Consider the following 20,814-nt stretch of genomic DNA (forward strand, 5'->3'; position numbering starts at 1 on the left):
GCTAGGCGCCAGCGGCATTTGCACGAAACGTCACCACTAAGACGTCCCGGTGCGCGGGCTCGCCGGGCACCAGTGGCGTTACCGCCGTCACGCCGTGAAAAACACGCGGGTCGTGCAGCAACGCCGCATCGAACGGATGCGTGAGCGTGAAATCGCCGAGTGGTGTTCCACCCGGCGTGTGAATGGTGGTGGTGCCGCTGGCAATGTTGTGCCGGTCGATCAGCAGCACCAGCACGAAGTCCACGCCATCGCGATGGCTGCCTTCGGGCGTTGGCTCGCCCGCTGCATCGATGCTGGCTTCGATGCGGAACTGATGCACTTCCACATGCCACTGCGGCACCTCCGGCGCGAGCGAGCTGAAGAACGTGTTACAGAACGCAAGGATGGTTCGCAGGCTTGTTCCGCTGGCGATGGCCGCATCGATCGGCTCGAACCAGCGCTCGATATCACCCTGCAACGTGTTGTACCGCAGCGCCTGATAATGCGGCTGATGCGGCGCGGCCTGGACATCCCCGTGCGGCGTCGCGCGGTAGGTGGCATGGCGGCGGCGACGCAAGCGTCCGGTGGCGGCCAGATACGGATCGGGGCCGAGCATGCTCCAGCTATCGGCAAATGCTTTCCAGTCCGACAAGTCACCGCAAGACTGCAACAGCGGCTGCATGACGTCTGCCGTAACGAAGGCGAAACCGTCACGACGTAGGGCGTCGAACAGCATGGAACGGTTAGCATCGAGCTCGTTTTGCATCAGGACATTATACAGCCGGCCATTCAATGGCCCGAAAAATAAAGAGGCCAGCGGGCATGCCGCTGGCCTCCGGGATCAAGCACGGGCGATCAGGTGCTGGGTGTCGATGCCGCTGACGAAGCGCTGGCCGGTCTGGTCATCTTCTTGTGCGCAGCGCCGTGATGCGCTGTCGCTGCCTTGTTCTGGAACAGTGCGTCGGCGCTCTGCCGTTGCTCGGGCGAGAGTGCCGAATACAGATCGCTGAAGGCGGCGGAGAGCCGCTGCATGTCATCGGCATGCATCTGCGCCAGCTGCGCGTAGGACTTCATCACTTCGTCCGCACTCATCGTGGACATTTTTTGTGCGCGTTGCCGGAATGCATCGGATGCTTTGCGTGCGTTGTCGCGCATCACGTCGGCGTAGGCGTTCCACTGTTTGGATTGCGCGTCGGTAATCTGCAGTTTCTCGTGCAGATCATTGATTTGCTCCTCCACGCGATCGGCGCGACGCTGCGCGTGGGTTTTTCCTGCGGACGACATGCTGGATGAGGACGATGGCGAAGCAGGCGCAGTGCTCTGTGCAACTGCGGTGCCTGCCACCAAGGCGAGGGAGAGCACGAACGGTACGGCGGTCTTGCGAAAGGCGTTTTTCATGTCGGGAAACTCCAATGCATGAGTGCGGATCGACGACAGCCTGAAGGCCCGGCATCAGTAGCCGGGCGGCGGGGGCGGAGGCGGCGGAGCGCCGTTGTCGTAATAGACCACCCCGGGTGGTGGCGGGGGCGGCGGGGCCTGCGTGTAGACCACGGCGCCGGGTGGCGGCGCGGCCGCATTGGCGGCGGAATTGGCGATCACCGCACCGGCGACCACACCGAGCAGGGCGCCGGCAATGAGCGCGCCACCACCATCGCCACCGCGACGCGGTGCAGGCCGGTAGTGCGGAGGCGGCGGCCGGTGATAACCGGGGCGATAGTATTGGGCCTGTGCCGGTAGAGATGGAGCCACCATTCCGAGGGCCAATATCGCCATGGCCAGTTGCCGGTGCAATGGAACGCGAGAGGCGCGAGTCATCAACATACCCTCCTCACTGTGCAGCGTGGGTCGCATGCATCGGGCCAGCTTCGAATGCCTGCAGGATGGACAAATCCGCCATGACCGGTCGTACTGGCACGTCACGAGGGACTGCTTAAGGCCCGAGTGTATGACAAATCCCGTGCAGGTTTATTCAAGGCCGTGCCGATCTTGTGACGCAAAGCTAAAACAAAAGGCGCTTATGCTATGTGCAGGAGGCGGAAGCTGAAGGCAAGGCAAATGCGTCGATGCGATCGGCGGTTTCCGCTTATCCAAGGCCAGTGACAGCAGGGCCAGTGACAGCGGCTCTCAATCTAAGGAGAACATCATGCAACGACCGCTTTCGTACGCTTTCTTCGCGCTGGCTGCTTTGGCCGGATCCGTTCACGCACAACAACAACCCTCGCGGCCTCAGGCGATCGAGGCCTTCGGCAAGGGTGTGCAGATCTACGCCTGCAAAGTATCCAGCGGCAACTATGCGTGGTCGCTGAAGGCGCCGGACGCCACGCTGAGTGACGCCGAAGGCCACCGCATCGGCAAACACTTCGCCGGGCCGAGCTGGCAGGCCAGCGATGGCAGCGTAGTGGTGGGCGAGTCGATGAATGCGTCCCCGTCACCCGACGCAGGCGCGGTGGCGTGGCTGGTGCTGCGCGCTACATCGCATTCGGGCAGGGGCGTGATGACGAGCGTGCAGTACATCGTGCGTACGCGCACCGAAGGCGGCCTTGCGCCATCCAGCGGTTGCGATGCAAAGCATGCGGGCGCGGAGATTCGCGTGCCATACAGCGCGGTGTATTCGTTCTTTCGCGGCTGAACTTACGGGCTGAACACCAGCACGATAAACACCACGAACAACGAAAGATGCACCGCACCTTCCAGCATGGTAGTACGTGAGTTGGAGAACGTGATCGAGCTCAATACCAATGTCGCGCCCAGCATCACGATGCCTGACGATGGCAAACCAAGCAGCACCGCGTGCCCGGTGTAGAGGCTTATCGCAAGCACGGCTGGCACGGTGAGCCCGAGGGTGGAGGTCACCGCACCCAGGCACAGGTTGATGGCGCGCGTGAGCTTGTCCGCGCGCGCGGCGATCAGTGCGGAAATGCCTTCGGGCGCGAACACGAGCAGGGCGATGATGATGCCGCCAAGCGCCACCGGTGCGCCGGTGGCTGCGATGCCATAGTCGAGAATCTTTGCCATGCTCTTGGAAAGAATCACGATGGGCAGGATGTTCACCAGCAGCAGCGCAAAATGCAGCAGCAGTTTGCGTTTGTCGATGGGTTGCGGGCGATGATGCACTTCGTTCGGCTCCGCCGGTGTCGCATCGTCCGCGATGAAATAGCCGCGGTGACGGCCTGTCTGCAACCAGAGGAAAATCCCGTAAAGCGCAATGGTGAGCAGCGAAAAGGCGATCGCCTGTGGCGGCGCGAGCGAACCATCTGGGGTAGACGTCGTAAAGTCAGGCAATATCAGCGCAAGTATCGTGAGCGGAATGATCACCGACAGATACGCTGACGCACCTTTGAGGTTGTACGCCTGCTCGTGATGACGGAAACCACCCAGCAGCAAGCCAAGCCCGACCACACCGTTGAGCACGATCATCAATACCGCATACATGGTGTCGCGTGCCAGCGTAGCGTTACCGTTCGAACTCAGCATCACGGCCGAAATCAACACGACCTCGATCACCACGATCGATAGCGTAAGCACCAGCGTGCCCAGCGGTTCCCCCAGCATGTCCGCCAGCATTTCCGCTTCGTGCACCACGCCGAAGGCAACCCACACAATGACGATGAACAACCAGGCGAACAGCACCGCTGCCAGCAGCGGATTATGCAGGCCTTCCAGCCAGCGCGGCCCAGACAGGAGGAATAGCGCCACGGTCAGCCAACCGATACACGACCGTGCCGCGGCCATTGCCTTATGCATGATCACCCTCGTCCATTCCTTGCGTGGAGGGAGATCATAACGGGGTTTATTCAACGGGCGCCAAATAGGATGGCATGGGCGCTCACGACGCATGGTCAGCCCATGGATGAGTCGTGCGACGCCGAAGAAGTCGAGTCGTCACGGGCCGTTTGGCGGTTCGCCCCGTATGTTTTTCATCGCCCCGACAAGACCTATTTCAACAGCGAAACGGGTCAAGTCGGGGCGACGTTCACATGCATGCCACCAGTAAGCTGGGAATAGCTCCGGTCAATGCATCCGCCATGCCGGCTTACGCCCAGAGCCGAGCGAGATAGTTGATTTCCGCCGATACCATGACAAGCACTCTGGGTGGAATTGTGCTGACTTCATCATATTGAACGGCAATGTGACTGAGCCGGTCCGTCCCGTCGTCGGCGCCTATTGCGCGGCTTATGCCATTGTCCCCGAAGGAGGGGTCCAGCCTGCCGTTACCCATGAACCGCGCGATCATTGGGGAGAACAGTAACGAGATGCCCTCAAGACGCAGTGCGTTACCGCCAACCAAGCTTCTTGAGCCGCTATCGACCGCCAATTCCGTGCTGATGAACCTCTCTTGCATCAGATCCACAACCGCCAGGTTTCCGCCATTGAAGGTGGGGTCGCGTCTTCCGTTTCTATCCAGTGCCACGAGGCCGGTCGCCTGATGGGGGAGGGGGAATCCTGCGCCAAACAGTGCTACCAAAACAATGAACCTTCCATCGACCGTGGTACGTACGTCGCGGCATGTGCAACTCCATGCCGGATCGGTTATTTCCACACCTCCACCGATACCGAAGGTGACATCCAGGTAACCCCGTGGCTCGTAGCGTCGCACGATGCCTGTGCTCGGACCGTGCTGGCCCGCAACAACGATATGGCCGTTGTGCGTGTTCTCCACCTGAAACGTGTATATCGGTTGCAGGAAATCGCCCACCAGCACATAGCCGGTACCTGCGAACGCAGGGTCCAGACGACCTTGGCGATCGATCTTGAACAGATAAGACGAATCGTGGATTCTGGCTAGAAAGAGCAAGCTGCCGTCGGCCAACACTGATGTTTGCATGGGGTCGGCAGACAGAGCCGCTTGCGTGTGACGCGCCCCGTTTTTGCCGGAACTGGGATGTGACATGAATCCTTTCGCGCTACGCCCAGAGGGTGGCGATGGCAACGGGTAGTAGCCAATGCCCTTATTCGCGGACGAGTTCCCGAACGAAGGGTCCACTGTGCCATCACGCATCACGCGGCACGCAACGGGGTATTCCCAAGCCTGGTGTATTCCCAGCACTATGACACTGTCATCACCGGTAATAACAATGCGAAACCATGCGCAAGCGAAGTGGGGATCATCGAGATTCGGCAACCTTGTGTACCCTTTGTGTCCGTCCATGTTGCCGAACGTCGTGTCGACTTCCCCGTCGCGGTTTAAACGCGTGATCACCCAATCAAAAGGGGTGTTTTCCATTACCACGTAAATCTGGCTATTTATATCGGTTGCGCATGCGTACAGCGGCGGATAGTAGCCAGCGTTTCCCGGTTCCTCCAAATAGAGATAACCGTCGGTGCCAAAAGTGGTATCCAGTTCGCCCGGCCTGGGCGCTAGTTTAGGTTTGGCCGAGCGGTGCGATTTTTGCGGTAAGACACGATCGTCCATAACACTCTCCCTTGTTAGACAACGAAAGATGCCCATCGAGCGGCGCACAACACGTCGACACGTGGGCTGTCACATATCGCGCGAGGCTTTTGCGTTCGTGTAGAGAGGTCGAAGCGCTATCACGTTCGATAACGTTTGGGAGTGATATCAGCGTTGATGGAAAATAATTGTTCAAAAGAAATGTGCGGGGTGCATACGGGTTTTCAGCGTTTTGGCGCATCCGCAACCTGTCCCCGTTATTTCTTGACCGATCCCCGTTTTAATATGAGAACGACGCCTGATTTTTCGTTACACATTTTGCCCAAATGTGCGATAGGCTTCCTTGCGCAAGTCTCGTGATAGCGGGTTCCATGGGGTACGGGCGGAACCGCCGGTAAGTCGATTTCACTCAGCAGATTCGGAACACTGCGCGACGTTGGGCGTGGTTCGGTCTCGAATTAGCAAGCGGCATCGTTTATGACCGCATCACCATCGTCGCATGGAGGCAGACGCCATGGCACGGTTTCCGCGGTTCGATCTTGCGTGTGTGTCCCAGCATGTGATTCAGCGCGGCCATCATGGCGGCGCATGTTTTTTTGCGCCGGCCGACTACAGTTGCTATCTCACTCATTTATTGCACGCCACCCAGCGCTGGGAGTGCGCCGTGCATGCCTATGTATTGATGGAAAATCACGTGCATCTACTGGTGACGCCATCGCGCGTTGGTACGCTGGGAAACGTGATGCAGGCGATCAGTCGCAACTATGTCGCTTATTTCAATGCCAAATACCAGCGTATGGGTGCGTTGTGGGACGGACGCTACAAATCCTGCCTGGTTGATGCGGATTATCTGCTGACCTGTCAGCGGTATATCGAGTTGAATCCGGTGCGCGCCGGAAAAGCGGGCGAGTCTTCCGGCTATCCATGGTCAAGCTATGGTTGCAATGGGCTTGGCATCGATGATGCGATTGTCATGCCGCATGCACGGTATGTAGCGCTGGGACGTTCCACTGAGGAACGCATGCGGGCCTATCGCCAATTGTTCGCTGCGGATATCGAGCCGCGCGTGATGCGGGATATCCGCATGTACATCCAGCAGCAGCGCGCGCTCGGGTCGCCAGCGTTCCAGGCGTGGGTGACATCCGTGGTGGGCCGGTATGCCGGGGCGCGGCCTGCGCATCGCCCGCGTAGAGGTGTCGAATTGGTGCAGCACGGCGATGCCGAGTGCGGTGTCACGCTTCCAGCGATGCCTTCAACCGCAGTAGCGCCTGATCCCATTGTTCGGTGATCGTATCCAGCGAACGGCGCGCTTCGTCCAGGCGTGAAGGTTCAAATTCCCACAAGCGTTCGCGCCCTTGCCGCACATCGCGCACTAATCCGGCATCGGCCAGTACCTGCAGATGCTTGGTCACGGCTTGCCGCGTGATATCGGTGCCGATCGTAAGCTGCGTAATGGACAAGGCGCCGCCCGCGCAAAGCAATGCGATCAGGCGCAGGCGCGTCTCATCGCCGAGTGCTGCGAAAACCGGTACGGCTTTTCGCAGCACAGGGAATTTCGCACCTGCATTGCGTGCGGATGGGCTAGTGCGAGGCAACATAGGTGTCGATGTTCGTCATCTGTGCATCCCAGCCGCCACTGTTCATGCGGAGCGCTTCCGCGCGGCGGTGGGCGGGAATCTTATCGAAACCCGATTCCACCAGACGCAGCAAGGTGCCATCGGACGTCTCTTCCAGTTCGAATGTCACCAGCGTGGTGGGCTCGTGCGAATAGTCTGTGTTGGGATCGATCGCATACGGATGCCAGCGGAATGACAACAGGTGTTCGGGTTCGACACGATCCACCACCACTTTCCACGTAATGTGCTCGTAGCCGGGGTAGGTGATGGGTCCCTCGCACGGCTCGCCGGCGACGAAACGCTTTCCTTTCAAGGCCACGCCAAACCAGTCGCCGAAGGTTTCGGCATCTGCCAAGGTGCGCCACACTTTCGAGCGTGGGGCTTTGATGTGGATCTGTCGTTCAATGCGATCAGTGCTATTCATGGGCAACCTCCTGGTTGCATATTAGGTCGGTGCTGCCCTTCATGCAACCATTTGATTGCGTTTTTTCATGCAGTGGACTGGGTATGCTCGCCGGTGAATGTCCGATGGGCGAGGGTTCGTGCGTCATCAAGGTAGGCGGCACCATCGCCCGCCATGAACCGAGGAGAATTCCGATGCAATACCTGCTGATGCTCTTTTCAGACGAGACCGCCTGGCAGCGCTTGTCCAGTGTGGAACAGGAACAGGGCGTGGCGGCCTATCGCGCCTATACGCAGGCCTTGAAAGAGGCTGGCGCCCTGGTGGGTGTCAATCGACTGCAAGACACGGGCACCGCCACCACCGTGCGGCTGGTCGATGGCAAGTCGCAGGTGCTGGACGGCCCGTATGTCGATTCCAAGGAGCAGCTCGGCGGCTATTACCTGATCGAAGCCCCCGACCTCGACGCGGCGCTCGGCTGGGCCGCGCGCTGTCCGGGTGCGGGCCATGGCACGATCGAGGTGCGACCGATATGGGCCTACCCCGAGCAGTAGCACGTCGTGCGTGACGATGCCTCTACACAGGCGGCGATAAGCGCGGTAGCGCGTCGCAGCTACGGCAAACTGCTGGCGTACCTTGCTGCCGACATGCGTGACGTGTCGGCAGCCGAGGATGCGTTGTCGGAAGCGTTTGCCGCCGCGCTGGCAGACTGGTCGGTGCACGGCTGCCCGGACAATCCCGAAGCATGGCTGATGACGGTGGCGCGTCGCAAAGCGATTGATGGCACACGTCGCCGTCGTACCGGCGAAGCAGTCGCCGATCAGTTGAAAGTAATGGCCGACGCAGAGGCCGAATGCTGGGAAGCGGGCGACGATGAGGCGATTCCCGATCGGCGACTGGCGTTGCTGTTCGCATGCACGCATCCGGCCATCGAGGTGGCCATTCGCGCGCCCTTGATGCTGCAGACCGTGCTCGGCGTGGATGCGAAAACCATTGCATCGGCCTTTCTGGTCTCACCCGATGCCATGTGCAAACGGCTGGGCCGGGCGAAACAGAAAATTCGCGAAGCGGGTATTCCATTCACCATCCCCGAGCGCGACATCTGGAGCGAGCGATTGCAAGGCGTGCTTGATGCCATCTACGCCGCGTACTCGCTAGGCTGGAGCGACATGGATGACGCCGACCTGCTCCGGCGCGACCTGGTCGAGGAGGCGATTTTCCTTGCGCGCCTGTTGGCGGAACTGCTGCCACAGGAACCGGAAACGCTAGGGCTGCTTGCCGGCATGCTGTATGCCCAGGCACGCTGCCGTGCGCGCCGCAACCAACAAGGCGAGTATGTGCCGCTGGCCGAGCAGGATACGCACTTGTGGGATGCGACCATGATCGACCAGGCCGAAGTCGTGTTGCGACATGCGTGCACATTCGGCCGCATCGGCCGCTATCAACTGGAAGCGGCGCTGCAATCGGCCCACGTCGAACGTCGCCGTAGCGGGCGTACGGATTACGCGCCGGAAGTGCAGCTTTACGATGCGCTCTATGCATTGACCGGTTCTCCCGTGGTCGCGCTCAATCGCGCCTTGGCGATGGCCGAGCTTGAAGGGCCCGCAGCGGCCATCGCCGTCTTCCAGGCGCTGGCCGATGACAAGCGACTGGCGGACTATCAACCGTATTGGGCGGCGCGTGCGTCGCTGTTTGCGCGTGCCGGCAATAGGCGTGAAGCATTGCATGCCTATGACATGGCGATAGGCCTTGCGTGCGACCCGGCGGTGAGACGCTTTTTGCAGCGGCGACAACGCAGCATGCTTGCGGAATGATCCGACTGCACGCATACGCCCTTGTCTGGCAGAATCGAGGCTCCCGTCCCCTCAAGTAGCCTGTCTATGCGTGATGCCGTAGCCGCACCGACCCATTCGCCAAGTCGGGTTCTGTTCGCCAGCCTGATCGGCACCACTATCGAGTTTTTCGATTTCTATATTTACGCCACGGCGGCGGTGCTGGTGTTTCCCAAGTTGTTTTTTCCCGCGAGCGATTCGGCTACGGCAACGCTGCAATCGTTCGCAACGTTCGCATTGGCCTTTGTCGCACGGCCGATCGGCTCGGCATTGTTCGGACACTTCGGCGACCGCATCGGGCGCAAGGCGACCCTGGTGGCGGCCTTGCTCACCATGGGTATTTCCACCGTGGTGATCGGCCTGCTGCCGACTTATCACCAGATCGGCCTGATCGCCCCGGTGCTGCTGGCACTGTGCCGCTTGGGACAAGGTCTTGGCCTTGGCGGTGAGTGGGGAGGCGCGGTGTTGCTGGCGATCGAAAACGCACCGCCAGGCAAGCGCGCCTGGTACGGCATGTTTCCGCAGCTCGGTGCGCCGTTGGGATTTCTCGCTGCAACAAGCCTGTTCCTGTGGCTGACAGAAAAGGTGGGCGATGCCGCGTTCTTTGCATGGGGATGGCGCGTGCCGTTCCTGGCGAGTTCCGCGCTCGTGTTGATCGGTCTGTGGATGCGCCTGCGGCTTACGGAAACGCCGGCGTTCGCGCGCGCCATGGCCAAGCACGAACGGGTAAAGGTGCCCATGTTCAACGTGTTCGCTCAGCATACGCGCGCGCTGATTGCAGGCACCTTCGCGGCGCTGGCGACGTTCGTCATCTTCTATCTGATGACTGTGTTCGCGCTGAGTTGGGCCACATCCAAATTGAACTACTCGCGTGAAACATTTTTGATCATGCAGATGGTTGGCGTGTTGTTCTTCGCGTTGCTGATTCCCGCTTCGGCGTGGTTGGCGGACAAGCGCGGCGGACATTTCACGATGATCGTCGCCACGGTGTTGATCTTTGTTTTCGGCATCGCTTATGCGCCGTTGTTTGCGCACAGCGGCATGTTGTTCATGGTGGTGGGCATGTGCATCGTCGGTATCACCTATGGCCCGCTGGGCACGGTGCTGGCCCAAATGTTTCCCACCGCGGTGCGGTACACGGGCGCGTCGCTTGCGTTCAACTTGGCCGGGATCTTTGGCGCATCGCTGGCGCCGTATCTTGCCACCTGGCTGGCCAAGACCTACGGGTTGGCTTATGTGGGGTATTACCTCTCGGCGGCAGCTGTGCTGACGATGCTGGCGCTATGGGCCAAGCCGCGCGAAGCGATGTAATCGACTGGCTGCGCCCACGAAAGCTGCACCATGAAAAAATGGCCCTGGCGAGCGTGCGCTGCCAGGGCTTTTCGTTATTGCGAACCTCAACCGCCGCCGGGATGTTGTTCCTCGCGTTTGGGTGCGGGATGCGGCTTCGCCTCGGGATGCGCAGGCGCCGCGTGAGCGCCCGGCGTGAGATGCGGGGCGACAGGACGTGGGGCTTCAGGACGCGGTTCGGCAGCACGTGGTTCGACAGGATGCGCTGGCGCGGCATGCGTCGGATGGTACTGCGTGGGTGCCGCTTCATGATGCAAAGGTGTCGGGGTCGCGTGCGGCGCATGTGGAGCAACCCTTGCGCCTTCGGGCCGGTTCATCGGATGTGTCGCCGTCGGCGGTGCAGCATGAGGCGTTGTGGCATTCGGATGCGGTGCAAAATGCGACGAAGGCAAGCCTGGCCGTTGCGTCGGCGCGGGATGCTCCGCGCCACCGGGTGCGAGTCCTGGGTGCGCCGAAGCGCCATGCGCGGCAACGATGCCCGCGCCGGTAAACGCGCTGGGCCTTGCGGTGGCGGCAATCGGTGGGGCGCCGTGATTGACCGTCGCGCGCAATGCCGGGTTCTGGCGCGCCATCTGCATATGTTGTTGCTGTGCCGCGACGGGCGGTGTGTGGTGCTGCTGAGCGTATGCCGACTCCTGCGCGGTGGGTTGTGCGCGAACGCCACCCGTACCGCCGTTGTAGCTCACGTGATTGACCGTTACGTTGTTGACCACCGTCCGGTTATAAACATTGGTGACGCGCACGTTGCTGATGTTGTTCACCGAGCGGTTGTAATAGAAGCCGCCTGCTCCCCAGTGGCCCCCCGCATAGCCATCACCGGTGTAGCCATAGCCATAGTTGATACCGCCATAAAACCCTACTCGCGGACCCCAGTAGCCTTCATGGAAGATGTACACGCCGTTGCTCCAGCCCCAATAGGGCGGCGTCCATAACGCGCCCGTGTAGGGAGCGAGCACCCAGGTTCCAGGCACCCAGTAGTATTCCGCGCCATCCCAGGCCCAATAACCTGGCGCCCACATATAGCCGTCGCCTGGAATTGGCGGTTGGTCATACATCGGTAGCGGTGGTGGTGCTGAATTGACGGAGATCGAAACACCGACGTCAACCTGCGCTTGCACCGGTGCAGTCATAAACGCAAACCCTGCGGCTGACAGCAAGGACGCGCTCAGCGTCCATGCGCAACAGCGCGTTGCGGCCTTTCGCATCAGGACGTGGTGTTTCATGGTGTTCCTCAGGTAGCGGATCGTGCGGGCAAGCTAGCGCATGCCATGCGATGAAAAACTGAGGGACGCCGACGTCATTCGCCTTCAATTAAGCGAACAAGCGCGGATAAACGTTCCATTGACATGCAAGCGCCTGTCACACTTGTTCAATCTGGAAATTAAATCGTCGATGACGAAGAAAAACCGCGGCCTCACGCTTTCGCACGGCTGACGGTAATGGCGGGGGTGTGTGAAAAGCGCTTAGCCGTTGCGTGCATGACGCGTCAGCGCAATAAACGGAGTGCGTCGCCTGCGTAAGCGACGTAGCGTGATGGGCCTCGTCGAAATGTTTCCCGGCTTATGCAGCACATCCATGACAACGCTTGCGAAGGAATATTGCCCAGCATCGACTGGACGACTCTTGCCCATGATCTCGATCAATTCGGCGCGGCACGGCTGCCCGGATTGTTGGACGTTGATGCATGCCGTTCGCTGGCTGCGCTGTACGCCGATGATCACCTGTTCAGAAGCCGTGTCGTGATGGCTCGGCATGGATTCGGGCAGGGCGAGTACAAATACTTTGCCTATCCACTTCCGGCCGTTGTACAAGCGTTGCGCACGGCGTTCTACGCACCGCTGGCCGATATGGCCAATCGCTGGAACCAGGCCATGGATATCGCGGTGCGCTATCCACACACCCATGCGCACTACCTTCAGCGATGCCATGCGGCGGGACAGCGACGTCCTACACCCCTGCTGCTCCACTACGACGAAGGTGATTACAACTGTCTGCATCAGGATCTTTACGGCGAGCATGTATTCCCACTGCAGATGACGATCCTGCTGTCGCAACCGGGAAAGGATTTTGAAGGCGGGGAGTTCGTGTTGACTGAGCAACGTCCACGCATGCAATCGCGCGCGCACGTAGTGCCGCTGCAACAAGGCGACGCCGTGATCTTTGCCGTGCACGATCGCCCCATGCAGGGGGCGCGCGGCGTTCATCGAGTGACGATGCGGCACGGCGTGAGCCGTATCCGCGCGGGGCGCAGGTACAGCGTGGGCATTATCTTTCACGACGCGAAGTGAAAGAAAAACCGCGCATGGCGCGCGGTTTTCGGGGCATCTTCAAGGATGGGCCGCCGTGCGCGGACGGTGGTGCATCGGTGGCGGCGAGGAGGGCGCGCGGAACGGCACCACGCCAGCATCGATCGGCAATTGCGCATCGCTCAGCATCGCCAGCAGTGTTTCGCCATAGATCAGCTCGAACGGTTTGCCGGACACGAACCGCCAGGCATCGTCGGTGTAATCGCCGCAAGCGACGATTTTTACCGCAGAGGCGTGATGCAGTTTCATCAAGCTATGCATCTCGCGCACGTCTTTGACTTCGACATTGCGGTGCTGCCAGTGGCGGCATTGCACCAGCGTCGTAACGCCATGCTTGCGCAGAATCAGATCCAGGCCTTCATCGGCGTCGAGCTGGGTGACGTGTTCTACGGCATAACCGCGAAAGCGAAATGCTTGGGCAACGCGTCCCTCGAACGAGCGCCAATGCATGTGACGCAGTTGCGCCAGCTCATCGCCAATGACCAGGCGACGCATGCGCTTGCGGTGTCCCACGCAGGTGGCAGCGGCGCAGCTCGCGCAAGCGATCAGGGCCATCCAGTAGAGCACCATGTAAACAGCGCTATGCGCACCGCGCCCGTAATAGACGCCCAGGTAAGTGCTCGCGCCGAGCAATATGCCGGCGGGCCAATGCACCAAAACGAACCGTTCGATGCGATGTGTTCCGTGCTTCGCCATCAACTCCCCCGAGCTGTGAACGTTGCTTACGAACCGTGGATCGACCTTAGCGCGGACGTTTCGCCAGATCAGCGTGCAGCGCGGCATTGGGCCGCAGCGCTATTCTGTTGCGGCAAAACGGTTTCTGCGGGGGTTGTTTTGTGCGTTGCAGCGATGTTTTGGCGTCAATGGGCGATGAAGGCTCGCGGATAATCGGCTCCTGGCCTGCGTTCATGGCCGATTTCTGGTGGGCCGAGCACTATGGCCCGTGATCCGCGTTCTACGGTGTTTTCACATCACGCATGCCACACCAAAGCGCAGAACTTTGGACGGGAATCTCTTATGAATCGCCATGTGCATAGCGGCGTCAGCAACGTCAGCGTCAATTGGGACGATCCGCAGTTGGTTTCTCTGCTGCGCCGAAGCGAGCAATGGAGTATCGACAATCGCAGCGGTTTTTCGCCGCAAGACGTGCACGTCTATCTAGGCTGGAGCGGCTCCGTCGGCCGGCCGGCGACGCTGGTATGGGAGCGGGATAACGCCCTCGTGCTGGAAACCACGTTCCCGATTGCCCAAGGTGAACAGGTGCGCGTCGATAAGCACCTGGGTAATCGCATCCGCACGCTGTGGGGCGTGGTCGTGGAAGGGCGTGAGGGCTTCCGCGAGGGGGATCGCCAGAAGGGCATTCATGTGTACTGGTTGCAGGTGTCGAACAACCAGCCCTGACCCCGCTAAAGAAATCATTTCGGCAGTCGATAATTGCCCTCAAGGGCGCCGTATTTCCGGTAAGCGCGCCCGTTTCGCGGGTGCGAAGCGGGGCTGGACGATTCAATAGAAAAAACAAAAAGGTCCGTATGAGCCACTTCAAGACCACGTCCAAGGTATCGAACAACCAGGTCGACTGGAGCGATCCCCGTCTGCAGGCGCTCTTGCGCAAGAGCGAGGAGTGGAAGCTCGACAATCGCGGCGCCTTCCCCGCGCAAGACGTGCACGTACAAATCGGCTGGGGTGCCAGCACGCCGCGCAAGGCTACGCTGGTGTGGGAAGCCGAGCGCGTGATGGTGCTGGAAACTCGCTTCCTGATCCCGCAGGGCGAGCACGTGCGCGTAGACCGCCTGTACGGTGACGGCATGCGTACGATGTGGGCCACGGTGGCGGAAGGTCGCGAAGGGTTTCGCGAAGAGGACAGGCAGAACGGCGTCTATGTGCACTGGTTGCACATGGGTTGATAAAGGGGGCACTGCGAAGCGCCCTCCCTTTGCATGGATTACGCCGGCTCCCCCGCTAGCAGATAAAAACCGACTTGCGCCCGCTTGGCATGCCGCTTCGCCCGTGCTGCCAACGTGGCCAGTGTTTCGGGATGTCCGGGGAATGGCGGCAGCACGCGCACTGCGCCGATGGCCACGGTCGTGAGCGGGAAGAACTGCGTGTTGCCGTGACGGTCCTCACCGACAATGCCATGCCGTGCAATGTCTTCCTCGTTGAACAATTCGCGTGCGCGCTGGTTGAACAGTTCTACCATGTGGCGACAGCGCGTCTCCCAATCATCACTTTGCAGCACCAGCAGAAAATCGTCGCCGCCGATATGGCCGACGAAATCGCTGCGAGGGTTCGATTGCGCGGTGAGAATGCCGGCCAGCAGCCGGATCATTTCATCGCCCCGGAAATACCCATATTGATCGTTGAATGGTTTGAAGTGGTTCAGATCTACGTAAGCGACGCTAAAGGGAAGCTCGGCGCGCAGCAGGCGCGCGACATGTTCGGTGACCGGAATGTTGCCAGGCAGAAACGTCAGTGGATTGGCGTAGCGCGCCGCTTCGATACGTAACTCGGTAACGCGCCTAACCAGCGATTCGCCGGTACCCAGGCCCAGATATTGGCCTTCGCGGGTGATTACAAAACCATCGCTGAGATAACGCTGATCCTGTCCGCGCAGAATATCGGCCATGCTTTCCAGCGATTGGCGCACATCGCACAGCAACGGTGCCTCGTGCATAAAAGTCGTGCAGCTTTTTCGTCCGTAAAGTTCGCGCGTGTAGGGTTGCGCCATGCGCTCGCTGAAGACGCGTCGGTTGACCAGGCCGATGGGTCTGCCTTCTTCCACCACGGCTAATGCGTGCAAGTCAGCTAACTGTAAGAAGATCGAGATGACATCGCTGTTGGTGTTGCGCGCGGTGAGTGCGGGTGCTTCTATAACCAGATGTCCCAGATGCATCGGTCGCTGTGTCACCGGTCCACGTGGGTGTGGGGGTACCGCGATGACAGTGGCGTCCAGTCCGGTGCACACGGTGTCGTCGATCTTATCGACCGTCCACGGTGAAGGGTGACCAAGCAGAAAACCCTGCGCATAGGGAATACCCAATTCACGCAGCATGTGCAGATCGTCTGCGTCCTCCACACCTTCGCCAACCAGGTCTGCACCCAGCGTTTCCGCCACTTGGCACAGTGCGCGCACAATGGCCATGCGCTCGGCACTCTTGGCCAATCCATGAATGAGATAACGATCGATCTTCACCACTTCGGGGTGGATTTCGTTCCACATCTCGAAGTTGGAATGGCCATTGCCGAAATCGTCCAGCGCAAAACGCACGCCATGCGCGCGCAGATAACCCAGTGCATGGGCAAGGCGCGCGGGTTCCTCGACGATATCGCGTTCTGTCAGTTCCACCGTGATGCGACTTAGATCAACGCCGCCGGTGCCGAGTGCGGCAAGCAGCTCGTCGGGCTTGATCGATCCTTGCATGAAGGCTTGTGCGCTGAGATTCACCAGCAGTCGCCCGCGTGGGTTCTGCGCCGCGAACGCATTGCATACGATGCGTGCGGCAGTGAGTTCGAATTCGCCCAGGCGCCCTTCAGCGCGTGCCAAGTTAAGCAACTCCGGCGTGCTGATGTTGCCAAGTTGCTTGGTGGCGCGGATCAAACCTTCGTGTGCGACCACATCCATCGTGTCCAGCCGGACCAGCGGCTGGAATACCGCCGCAAGGCCGTTCTGCGCACGGTCGAGCAGTGAGTGGAAGCGGCTGTGGTCGCGTGAGAAAACCATGGAAATCAGGCGGCCTTATCCCACGCTGGTGCTATTTGTGTATGGGTGAGCATTGCATCGGCATGGAAGGTTTGCGTGGTGTCTGCTTGCCTGGATGCCTCGATGCGAAAGAAATCCATTTGCTGCAACAACGCCTCGGCGCTGCGGTGCATGGCATGGCTCATGCTCGCGTTGCGCTCGACGAGAGAGGCATTCTCCTGAGTGGAGGCATCCATGCTTGCGATCGCGAGGTTCACCTGATCGATCCCCGTTTTCTGCTCGTTACTGGATGACGCCATGACAGCTACTTTCTCCGAAACTTCTGCAGCGCTTGCGACGATGCTCGTCAAGGCTTCACCGGAGCGTTGCGCGAAGCGGCGGCCATCTTGCACGGCGTCGCTGCTTTCCTCGATGGATCGTTTCACTTCACGCGCCGCGGCCGAACAACGCTGCGCGAGCTGGCGCACTTCCGCCGCTACTACGGCGAAACCTCGGCCGTGCTCGCCGGCGCGCGCCGCTTCCACTGCAGCGTTCAGCGCAAGCAGGTTGGTCTGGAACGCTACTTCATTGATCAGACTGACGAACTCGGCGATGCGCTGGCCGGAGCGCTCGATGGCATCCATCGCTGTCACGGTGTCGCCAACGATGCGGTGCCCTTGTTCGGCGAGCTGACGCGAGGCTACGGCTACACAATTTGCCTGACTGGCCGTAGCAGCTGCTTCGGCGATGCTCGCTGCAATCTGTTCCATGGATGCGGAGCTCTCTTCCAGGTTGGCGGCTTGGGATTGCGTGCGTTGGCTCAGTGCCTGTGTGTTCCGCTCCAGCCGTTGCGCATCGTCGCGAACATGAGCGGCGTCCGCGCGAACTTGGCGCACGACATCGGCAAGCTGGTTATCCATAGCGGCCAACGCGCGCAACAGTTGGCCGATTTCATCATCACGACCCCACTCGACTTTTTGGCCTAGTTCGCCGCGCGCGATACGCTGGGCCACTGCGCAAGCGAGTCGAAGTCGTGCGCCGAGCGCTCGAATCAGAACGCCATCACTGAGTGCGGCAAGCAGCAACGCACCGGTGAAGGCGGCCAGCATCACGAATAAGCCTTGTCGGTCGGCAGTGTGCTGGGTTTGTGCTTCGTTCTTGCCGGCAGCCAAGGCATTTTCGAACAAGTTGGTGAAATCGCTTTGCAGTGGCACCAGCGCCGGCTGCACGTCGGTGGCGAGCTTCAATTGTGCAATGTCGAATTGTCCGGCCTGCAGCAACGCAAGCGTGTCGTCCATGGCCTGTTCGGCATCTTTGCGATGTTGCGCCGCTAGCGTAAGCAACGTCTTCTGCTGCACGCCCAACCCACTGTGGCTCAGCGGCTGCCAGTAGCGGTCGATGTCCACTTTGTTGCTTTTGATCGCCGTGGCTGCATCGTCGGCGGCGGAGGGCAGGCGCATCAGCACCGCATGGGACAGTGCCTGGAAATCGTTATTGAAATCGCTCTGGACGCGGCCGACATCGGAAATCGGCGCCAGCGTGTCGCCAACTACGGACTGAATCCGCCAGTCCGCCTTGGTCAGGCTCAGGGCGCATAGGACCGCCATGGCGATAAGTATGAGGAGGATGCCTGCGAGACGAAGCAAAAGCAGGCGGCGGAGCGTGATACGGAACAAGCCGAACGGGAGGCCAAGCATGGTGCACCAGGGGAAGGGGATGCCTGCTTTTCGGCGAGAGGGCCTCCAACTTGAGCGTTGATGAAACTAAAAATCGTTGTATTTCAATAATTTGACAAAGATGTTGCGGATTGCTGAGAACAATGGCAACTGCCGTTCGCCTACGCACTTTCCGTTGCCGCACAAGGCTGCGTTTTCTCTCGCATGGCCTGCGCATGCAACACCACCGCGAGCACAATCGCCGCCACCGCGGCGAACGCCGCGAAGCCATAGATCGCGTTGTAACCCATGCCGCTGGCCACCCAACCACCGAGCGGGCCGGTAAGGGCCATGGCCACATCCATGAACACGGAATACACGCCAAGCGCCGAACCGCTGCTGTGCGCCGGTACGCGCTGCACGGCTTCTACGCCCAGTGCGGGGAACACCAGTGAAAAACCGAAGCCGGCAATGGCGGCGCCGATGCCCGCCATGGTGGCGGTGCTGGCCAGGCACAACACGATCAGGCCGATGGCCTCGATGGAAAGCGACGCCATCGCCACGCGATAACCACCCAGCACGGGAATGCTGCGCGCGAAGATGAAACGCACACCCACGAAGACGGTGCCAAATACGGTCAATGCAAGTGCGGCGTTCGGCCAGCCGTGTGAGGCATAGAACAAGGTGATGAAGGTGGCAATGCAGCCAAAGCCGATCGAACCGAGCGCGAGCCCTATGCCATAAGGCACCACGCGGGAGGCGACGGTGCGGAACGGGGAGCGTTCATCGGAAACAACCGTGGTGGCGCGCTTCAACCGCGCCAGCGGAAGCGCGCACAGCGCAAGCAACAGCGTGACGATGCCGATGGAAGCGAAACCAAAGTGATGATTGATCACCACGCCCAGCGGCGCGCCGGCAGCCAGTGCGCCGTAAGTCGCCACGCCGTTCCATGAGATGACCCGCGCCGTATGGCGATGTCCGACCTGGCCCATGCCCCAGGTGATGGCGCCGGTGCCCACGCAGCTCTCCGCGCAGCCGAGCGCCAGTCGCGCGAGGAAGATCAGGCCCAGGCTCAGCCATGCCCGGTGACCGGTCCATGCCGCCATCAACAGAAACGCGCCGCTGGCCGCACACATCACAAGGCCGGATATCACCGTGTGCTTGGGGCCCTGGTGATCAGCCATACGCCCTGCTTGCGGGCGACTGAGCAGCGTTGCGACGTACTGCACGCTGATCGCCAGGCCCGCGAGCAAGGCGCCAAAGCCCAGATTGGCGTCCACAAACGTTGGCAACACGGCCAGCGACAAGCCAATGGTCAGGTAGGTGATGAAGGTGAACGCGACAGTGCTGAGTATCGACAGCAGCACGCCGGACTGGCGACCTTCTTCGGTCGCGATGGAGCGGGAGGCATCGGCCATGGAATAGGAGATCTGGCGGGGGAGAGCCGGATGGTGTTCCCATTATACGGTGTTATGGTGCGGCGCGTCATCGCCGCACCTGATGGACGTTCACGAATGCCTCGCTGCCGATCCGCACATACCTAAGCCGCTGCACTCTCCAGCGCGGTGAGGTCTAGCTTCTTCATCGATAACACCGCCTGCATGACGCGTTGCGCCTTGGCCGGGTCGCCGCTGCCTAGCAGTTCCATCAACTGCACCGGCACGATCTGCCATGACAGGCCATAGCGATCTTTCAGCCAGCCGCATTGCTGCGCCGAAGGATCACCGTCTTGGGAGAGCGCGTTCCAAAAGTGGTCCACCTCCTCTTGAGTGTGGCAATTGACCACCAGCGATATGGATGGATTGAACGTGAACACCGGTCCACCGTTGAGGGCGGTGAAATGCTGGCCGTCCAATTCAAACGCAACGGTCATGGCAGTGCCTTCGGGACGGTTGGCGGCTTTGGCAGTGCTCTTGTCATAGCGGGCAATGGACAGTACGCGCGAATGCTCGAACAGCGATACGTAGAAATGCGCTGCTTCTTCTGCTTCGTCGTTAAACCACAAGAAAGGCGTAATGCGTTGGAACCGGCTGCTCATGGTGGGTTCTCCAATCACGTTGAAAGCGCTTTTTACCTTTACGACGAATGCGGCGCTGACGGATCGACAGTGCCATGCCTTGCCGCAGGAAAGGGCGGCAATTGGGAAGCCAAATGCTGGCCATCGTTGTCACACATGTCTGGTTTTGCATGCCCAGCAAAGCGAGCGAAGTGATGTGCTGCATATCGCACTGCATACGCCGCGTGCGTCGCATCAGGGGATCGAGTGGCACTGTCCAGGGATTGCCTGCCAGCACTTTATGCATGCTGCGTTGCAACGGTAAAAACCTGCGTATTCAGTGGTTTGGAGCTAAAGCATGTGCATGCGATGTGAATGCATAAGTCGCTCGCACATGACATTTTTTCCTTTGCGATCTGAATCACGTTCCAGCGTGGGCAAATCGGCCAAACGGACTGGACAACGTTGTCATAGCACGTCGATACTCGCGCCACTTTGCAGCTTCATGACAAGTGGTGCGCCGCTAGGAAGCGGCTGGCGAATCTCCCCCTCGGCTGTCCGGAATGCGGCCGTGAAATCGCCAACGTTGTTTTTTAACCGTTGCGTTTTCAT

General features: G+C 60.2%; 23 protein-coding genes. 8 read left to right on the top strand and 15 right to left on the bottom strand.

Features of this window, described 5'->3' with window-relative positions; translation table 11 throughout:
• Position 1 precedes the first annotated feature (1 nt).
• The 3 genes from DWU98_RS03040 to DWU98_RS03050 all read right to left on the bottom strand — a co-directional run bounded on the left by DWU98_RS03040 (position 2) and on the right by DWU98_RS03050 (position 1,794).
• On the bottom strand, positions 2 to 745 hold the full coding sequence (locus DWU98_RS03040; RefSeq protein ID WP_196239455.1) for a 2OG-Fe dioxygenase family protein: 744 nt from the start codon (positions 743 to 745) through the stop codon (positions 2 to 4).
• An 89-nt stretch (positions 746 to 834) separates the two neighbouring features.
• On the bottom strand, positions 835 to 1,377 hold the full coding sequence (locus DWU98_RS03045; protein WP_115493959.1) for a Spy/CpxP family protein refolding chaperone: 543 nt from the start codon (positions 1,375 to 1,377) through the stop codon (positions 835 to 837).
• Positions 1,378 to 1,431: 54 nt separating this feature from the next.
• The gene (locus tag DWU98_RS03050; RefSeq protein WP_147293187.1) at positions 1,432 to 1,794 is read right to left on the bottom strand and encodes a hypothetical protein; all 363 of its coding nucleotides are present in this window, start codon (positions 1,792 to 1,794) and stop codon (positions 1,432 to 1,434) included.
• Positions 1,795 to 2,122: 328 nt separating this feature from the next.
• Between DWU98_RS03050 and DWU98_RS03055 the strand changes: the two genes are divergently transcribed.
• Complete coding sequence (locus DWU98_RS03055) at positions 2,123 to 2,608, top strand: DUF3455 domain-containing protein (protein WP_115493961.1); 486 nt, start codon at positions 2,123 to 2,125, stop codon at positions 2,606 to 2,608.
• A 2-nt stretch (positions 2,609 to 2,610) separates the two neighbouring features.
• Here DWU98_RS03055 and DWU98_RS03060 read toward each other — a convergent pair whose 3' ends face one another.
• Together DWU98_RS03060 and DWU98_RS03070 are read right to left on the bottom strand one after the other, a co-directional pair.
• Positions 2,611 to 3,723, bottom strand: a complete 1,113-nt coding sequence (locus tag DWU98_RS03060) for a calcium:cation antiporter (RefSeq protein ID WP_115493962.1) — start codon at positions 3,721 to 3,723, stop codon at positions 2,611 to 2,613.
• 289 nt (positions 3,724 to 4,012) lie between these two features.
• Positions 4,013 to 5,392, bottom strand: coding sequence for a hypothetical protein (locus DWU98_RS03070; RefSeq protein ID WP_158544931.1), 1,380 nt, complete (start codon positions 5,390 to 5,392; stop codon positions 4,013 to 4,015).
• A gap of 493 nt (positions 5,393 to 5,885) precedes the next feature.
• Here DWU98_RS03070 and DWU98_RS03075 point away from each other — a divergent pair, with 493 nt between their 5' ends.
• Entirely contained in the window at positions 5,886 to 6,659 is a 774-nt protein-coding gene (locus DWU98_RS03075) for a transposase (protein WP_115494180.1), read from the top strand.
• Here the strand turns inward: DWU98_RS03075 and DWU98_RS03080 are convergent.
• Both DWU98_RS03080 and DWU98_RS03085 read right to left on the bottom strand, forming a co-directional pair.
• The gene (locus DWU98_RS03080) at positions 6,604 to 6,918 is read right to left on the bottom strand and encodes an ArsR/SmtB family transcription factor (RefSeq protein ID WP_230474634.1); all 315 of its coding nucleotides are present in this window, start codon (positions 6,916 to 6,918) and stop codon (positions 6,604 to 6,606) included. The two genes, DWU98_RS03075 and DWU98_RS03080, sit on opposite strands and share 56 nt — an antisense overlap.
• Positions 6,919 to 6,952: 34 nt before the next feature.
• Positions 6,953 to 7,411 (bottom strand): SRPBCC family protein, encoded by a 459-nt coding sequence (locus DWU98_RS03085; RefSeq protein WP_115493966.1) that lies wholly within the window; start codon positions 7,409 to 7,411, stop codon positions 6,953 to 6,955.
• A 173-nt stretch (positions 7,412 to 7,584) separates the two neighbouring features.
• On the opposite strand from DWU98_RS03085, the gene DWU98_RS03090 reads away from it, so the two are divergent.
• The 3 genes from DWU98_RS03090 (at position 7,585) to DWU98_RS03100 (ending at position 10,530) form a co-directional block, all read left to right on the top strand.
• The gene (locus tag DWU98_RS03090; RefSeq protein WP_115494181.1) at positions 7,585 to 7,941 is read left to right on the top strand and encodes a YciI family protein; all 357 of its coding nucleotides are present in this window, start codon (positions 7,585 to 7,587) and stop codon (positions 7,939 to 7,941) included.
• A gap of 6 nt (positions 7,942 to 7,947) precedes the next feature.
• Positions 7,948 to 9,201: an RNA polymerase sigma factor gene (locus DWU98_RS03095; protein ID WP_230474635.1), complete on the top strand. Its 1,254-nt coding sequence runs from the start codon at positions 7,948 to 7,950 to the stop codon at positions 9,199 to 9,201.
• Between the two features lie 66 nt (positions 9,202 to 9,267).
• The gene (locus DWU98_RS03100; RefSeq protein WP_115493967.1) at positions 9,268 to 10,530 is read left to right on the top strand and encodes an MFS transporter; all 1,263 of its coding nucleotides are present in this window, start codon (positions 9,268 to 9,270) and stop codon (positions 10,528 to 10,530) included.
• An 86-nt stretch (positions 10,531 to 10,616) separates the two neighbouring features.
• Here DWU98_RS03100 and DWU98_RS03105 read toward each other — a convergent pair whose 3' ends face one another.
• Complete coding sequence (locus tag DWU98_RS03105; RefSeq protein ID WP_115493968.1) at positions 10,617 to 11,792, bottom strand: YXWGXW repeat-containing protein; 1,176 nt, start codon at positions 11,790 to 11,792, stop codon at positions 10,617 to 10,619.
• 339 nt (positions 11,793 to 12,131) lie between these two features.
• Between DWU98_RS03105 and DWU98_RS03110 the strand changes: the two genes are divergently transcribed.
• Positions 12,132 to 12,857, top strand: a complete 726-nt coding sequence (locus DWU98_RS03110) for a 2OG-Fe(II) oxygenase (protein ID WP_115493969.1) — start codon at positions 12,132 to 12,134, stop codon at positions 12,855 to 12,857.
• 39 nt (positions 12,858 to 12,896) lie between these two features.
• Here DWU98_RS03110 and DWU98_RS03115 read toward each other — a convergent pair whose 3' ends face one another.
• Positions 12,897 to 13,571, bottom strand: coding sequence for a restriction endonuclease (locus tag DWU98_RS03115; RefSeq protein ID WP_158544932.1), 675 nt, complete (start codon positions 13,569 to 13,571; stop codon positions 12,897 to 12,899).
• A gap of 46 nt (positions 13,572 to 13,617) precedes the next feature.
• Positions 13,618 to 13,785 (bottom strand): hypothetical protein, encoded by a 168-nt coding sequence (locus DWU98_RS21855; protein WP_158544933.1) that lies wholly within the window; start codon positions 13,783 to 13,785, stop codon positions 13,618 to 13,620.
• Positions 13,786 to 13,892: 107 nt separating this feature from the next.
• Here DWU98_RS21855 and DWU98_RS03120 point away from each other — a divergent pair, with 107 nt between their 5' ends.
• On the top strand, positions 13,893 to 14,276 hold the full coding sequence (locus DWU98_RS03120; protein WP_115493971.1) for a hypothetical protein: 384 nt from the start codon (positions 13,893 to 13,895) through the stop codon (positions 14,274 to 14,276).
• A 128-nt stretch (positions 14,277 to 14,404) separates the two neighbouring features.
• Entirely contained in the window at positions 14,405 to 14,779 is a 375-nt protein-coding gene (locus tag DWU98_RS03125; RefSeq protein ID WP_115493972.1) for a hypothetical protein, read from the top strand.
• A 38-nt stretch (positions 14,780 to 14,817) separates the two neighbouring features.
• Here the strand turns inward: DWU98_RS03125 and DWU98_RS03130 are convergent, their stop codons facing one another.
• From DWU98_RS03130 to DWU98_RS21860, 5 genes are all read right to left on the bottom strand, one after another.
• Positions 14,818 to 16,593, bottom strand: a complete 1,776-nt coding sequence (locus DWU98_RS03130; protein WP_115493973.1) for a GGDEF domain-containing protein — start codon at positions 16,591 to 16,593, stop codon at positions 14,818 to 14,820.
• Between the two features lie 5 nt (positions 16,594 to 16,598).
• Complete coding sequence (locus DWU98_RS03135) at positions 16,599 to 18,248, bottom strand: methyl-accepting chemotaxis protein (protein WP_115493974.1); 1,650 nt, start codon at positions 18,246 to 18,248, stop codon at positions 16,599 to 16,601.
• A 140-nt stretch (positions 18,249 to 18,388) separates the two neighbouring features.
• Positions 18,389 to 19,624 carry an MFS transporter gene (locus DWU98_RS03140; protein ID WP_115493975.1) on the bottom strand — a complete coding sequence of 412 codons (1,236 nt, stop codon included), beginning with the start codon at positions 19,622 to 19,624 and terminating at the stop codon, positions 18,389 to 18,391.
• Positions 19,625 to 19,746: 122 nt separating this feature from the next.
• On the bottom strand, positions 19,747 to 20,244 hold the full coding sequence (locus DWU98_RS03145; protein ID WP_115493976.1) for a VOC family protein: 498 nt from the start codon (positions 20,242 to 20,244) through the stop codon (positions 19,747 to 19,749).
• Complete coding sequence (locus DWU98_RS21860; protein WP_158544934.1) at positions 20,201 to 20,509, bottom strand: hypothetical protein; 309 nt, start codon at positions 20,507 to 20,509, stop codon at positions 20,201 to 20,203. Before DWU98_RS21860 ends, DWU98_RS03145 begins: the two co-directional genes overlap by 44 nt.
• Positions 20,510 to 20,814 lie beyond the last annotated feature (305 nt).

The sequence above is a fragment of the Dyella monticola genome, assembly GCF_003363155.1.
Taxonomy (GTDB): Bacteria; Pseudomonadota; Gammaproteobacteria; order Xanthomonadales; family Rhodanobacteraceae; genus Dyella_B; species Dyella_B monticola.

Excerpts from the sequence above, each read along its gene's own strand:
- DWU98_RS03040 (WP_196239455.1), bottom strand. The coding sequence starts at position 745 with ATGCAAAACGAGCTCGATGCTAACCGTTCCATGCTGTTCGACGCCCTA.
- DWU98_RS03045 (WP_115493959.1), bottom strand. The coding sequence starts at position 1,377 with ATGAAAAACGCCTTTCGCAAGACCGCCGTACCGTTCGTGCTCTCCCTC.
- DWU98_RS03050 (WP_147293187.1), bottom strand. The coding sequence starts at position 1,794 with ATGACTCGCGCCTCTCGCGTTCCATTGCACCGGCAACTGGCCATGGCG.
- DWU98_RS03055 (WP_115493961.1), top strand. The coding sequence starts at position 2,123 with ATGCAACGACCGCTTTCGTACGCTTTCTTCGCGCTGGCTGCTTTGGCC.
- DWU98_RS03060 (WP_115493962.1), bottom strand. The coding sequence starts at position 3,723 with ATGCATAAGGCAATGGCCGCGGCACGGTCGTGTATCGGTTGGCTGACC.
- DWU98_RS03070 (WP_158544931.1), bottom strand. The coding sequence starts at position 5,392 with ATGGACGATCGTGTCTTACCGCAAAAATCGCACCGCTCGGCCAAACCT.
- DWU98_RS03075 (WP_115494180.1), top strand. The coding sequence starts at position 5,886 with ATGGCACGGTTTCCGCGGTTCGATCTTGCGTGTGTGTCCCAGCATGTG.
- DWU98_RS03085 (WP_115493966.1), bottom strand. The coding sequence starts at position 7,411 with ATGAATAGCACTGATCGCATTGAACGACAGATCCACATCAAAGCCCCA.
- DWU98_RS03090 (WP_115494181.1), top strand. The coding sequence starts at position 7,585 with ATGCAATACCTGCTGATGCTCTTTTCAGACGAGACCGCCTGGCAGCGC.
- DWU98_RS03100 (WP_115493967.1), top strand. The coding sequence starts at position 9,268 with ATGCGTGATGCCGTAGCCGCACCGACCCATTCGCCAAGTCGGGTTCTG.
- DWU98_RS03105 (WP_115493968.1), bottom strand. The coding sequence starts at position 11,792 with ATGAAACACCACGTCCTGATGCGAAAGGCCGCAACGCGCTGTTGCGCA.
- DWU98_RS03110 (WP_115493969.1), top strand. The coding sequence starts at position 12,132 with ATGCAGCACATCCATGACAACGCTTGCGAAGGAATATTGCCCAGCATC.
- DWU98_RS03115 (WP_158544932.1), bottom strand. The coding sequence starts at position 13,571 with ATGGCGAAGCACGGAACACATCGCATCGAACGGTTCGTTTTGGTGCAT.
- DWU98_RS21855 (WP_158544933.1), bottom strand. The coding sequence starts at position 13,785 with ATGAACGCAGGCCAGGAGCCGATTATCCGCGAGCCTTCATCGCCCATT.
- DWU98_RS03120 (WP_115493971.1), top strand. The coding sequence starts at position 13,893 with ATGAATCGCCATGTGCATAGCGGCGTCAGCAACGTCAGCGTCAATTGG.
- DWU98_RS03125 (WP_115493972.1), top strand. The coding sequence starts at position 14,405 with ATGAGCCACTTCAAGACCACGTCCAAGGTATCGAACAACCAGGTCGAC.
- DWU98_RS03130 (WP_115493973.1), bottom strand. The coding sequence starts at position 16,593 with ATGGTTTTCTCACGCGACCACAGCCGCTTCCACTCACTGCTCGACCGT.
- DWU98_RS03135 (WP_115493974.1), bottom strand. The coding sequence starts at position 18,248 with ATGCTTGGCCTCCCGTTCGGCTTGTTCCGTATCACGCTCCGCCGCCTG.
- DWU98_RS03140 (WP_115493975.1), bottom strand. The coding sequence starts at position 19,624 with ATGGCCGATGCCTCCCGCTCCATCGCGACCGAAGAAGGTCGCCAGTCC.
- DWU98_RS03145 (WP_115493976.1), bottom strand. The coding sequence starts at position 20,244 with ATGAGCAGCCGGTTCCAACGCATTACGCCTTTCTTGTGGTTTAACGAC.
- DWU98_RS21860 (WP_158544934.1), bottom strand. The coding sequence starts at position 20,509 with ATGCATAAAGTGCTGGCAGGCAATCCCTGGACAGTGCCACTCGATCCC.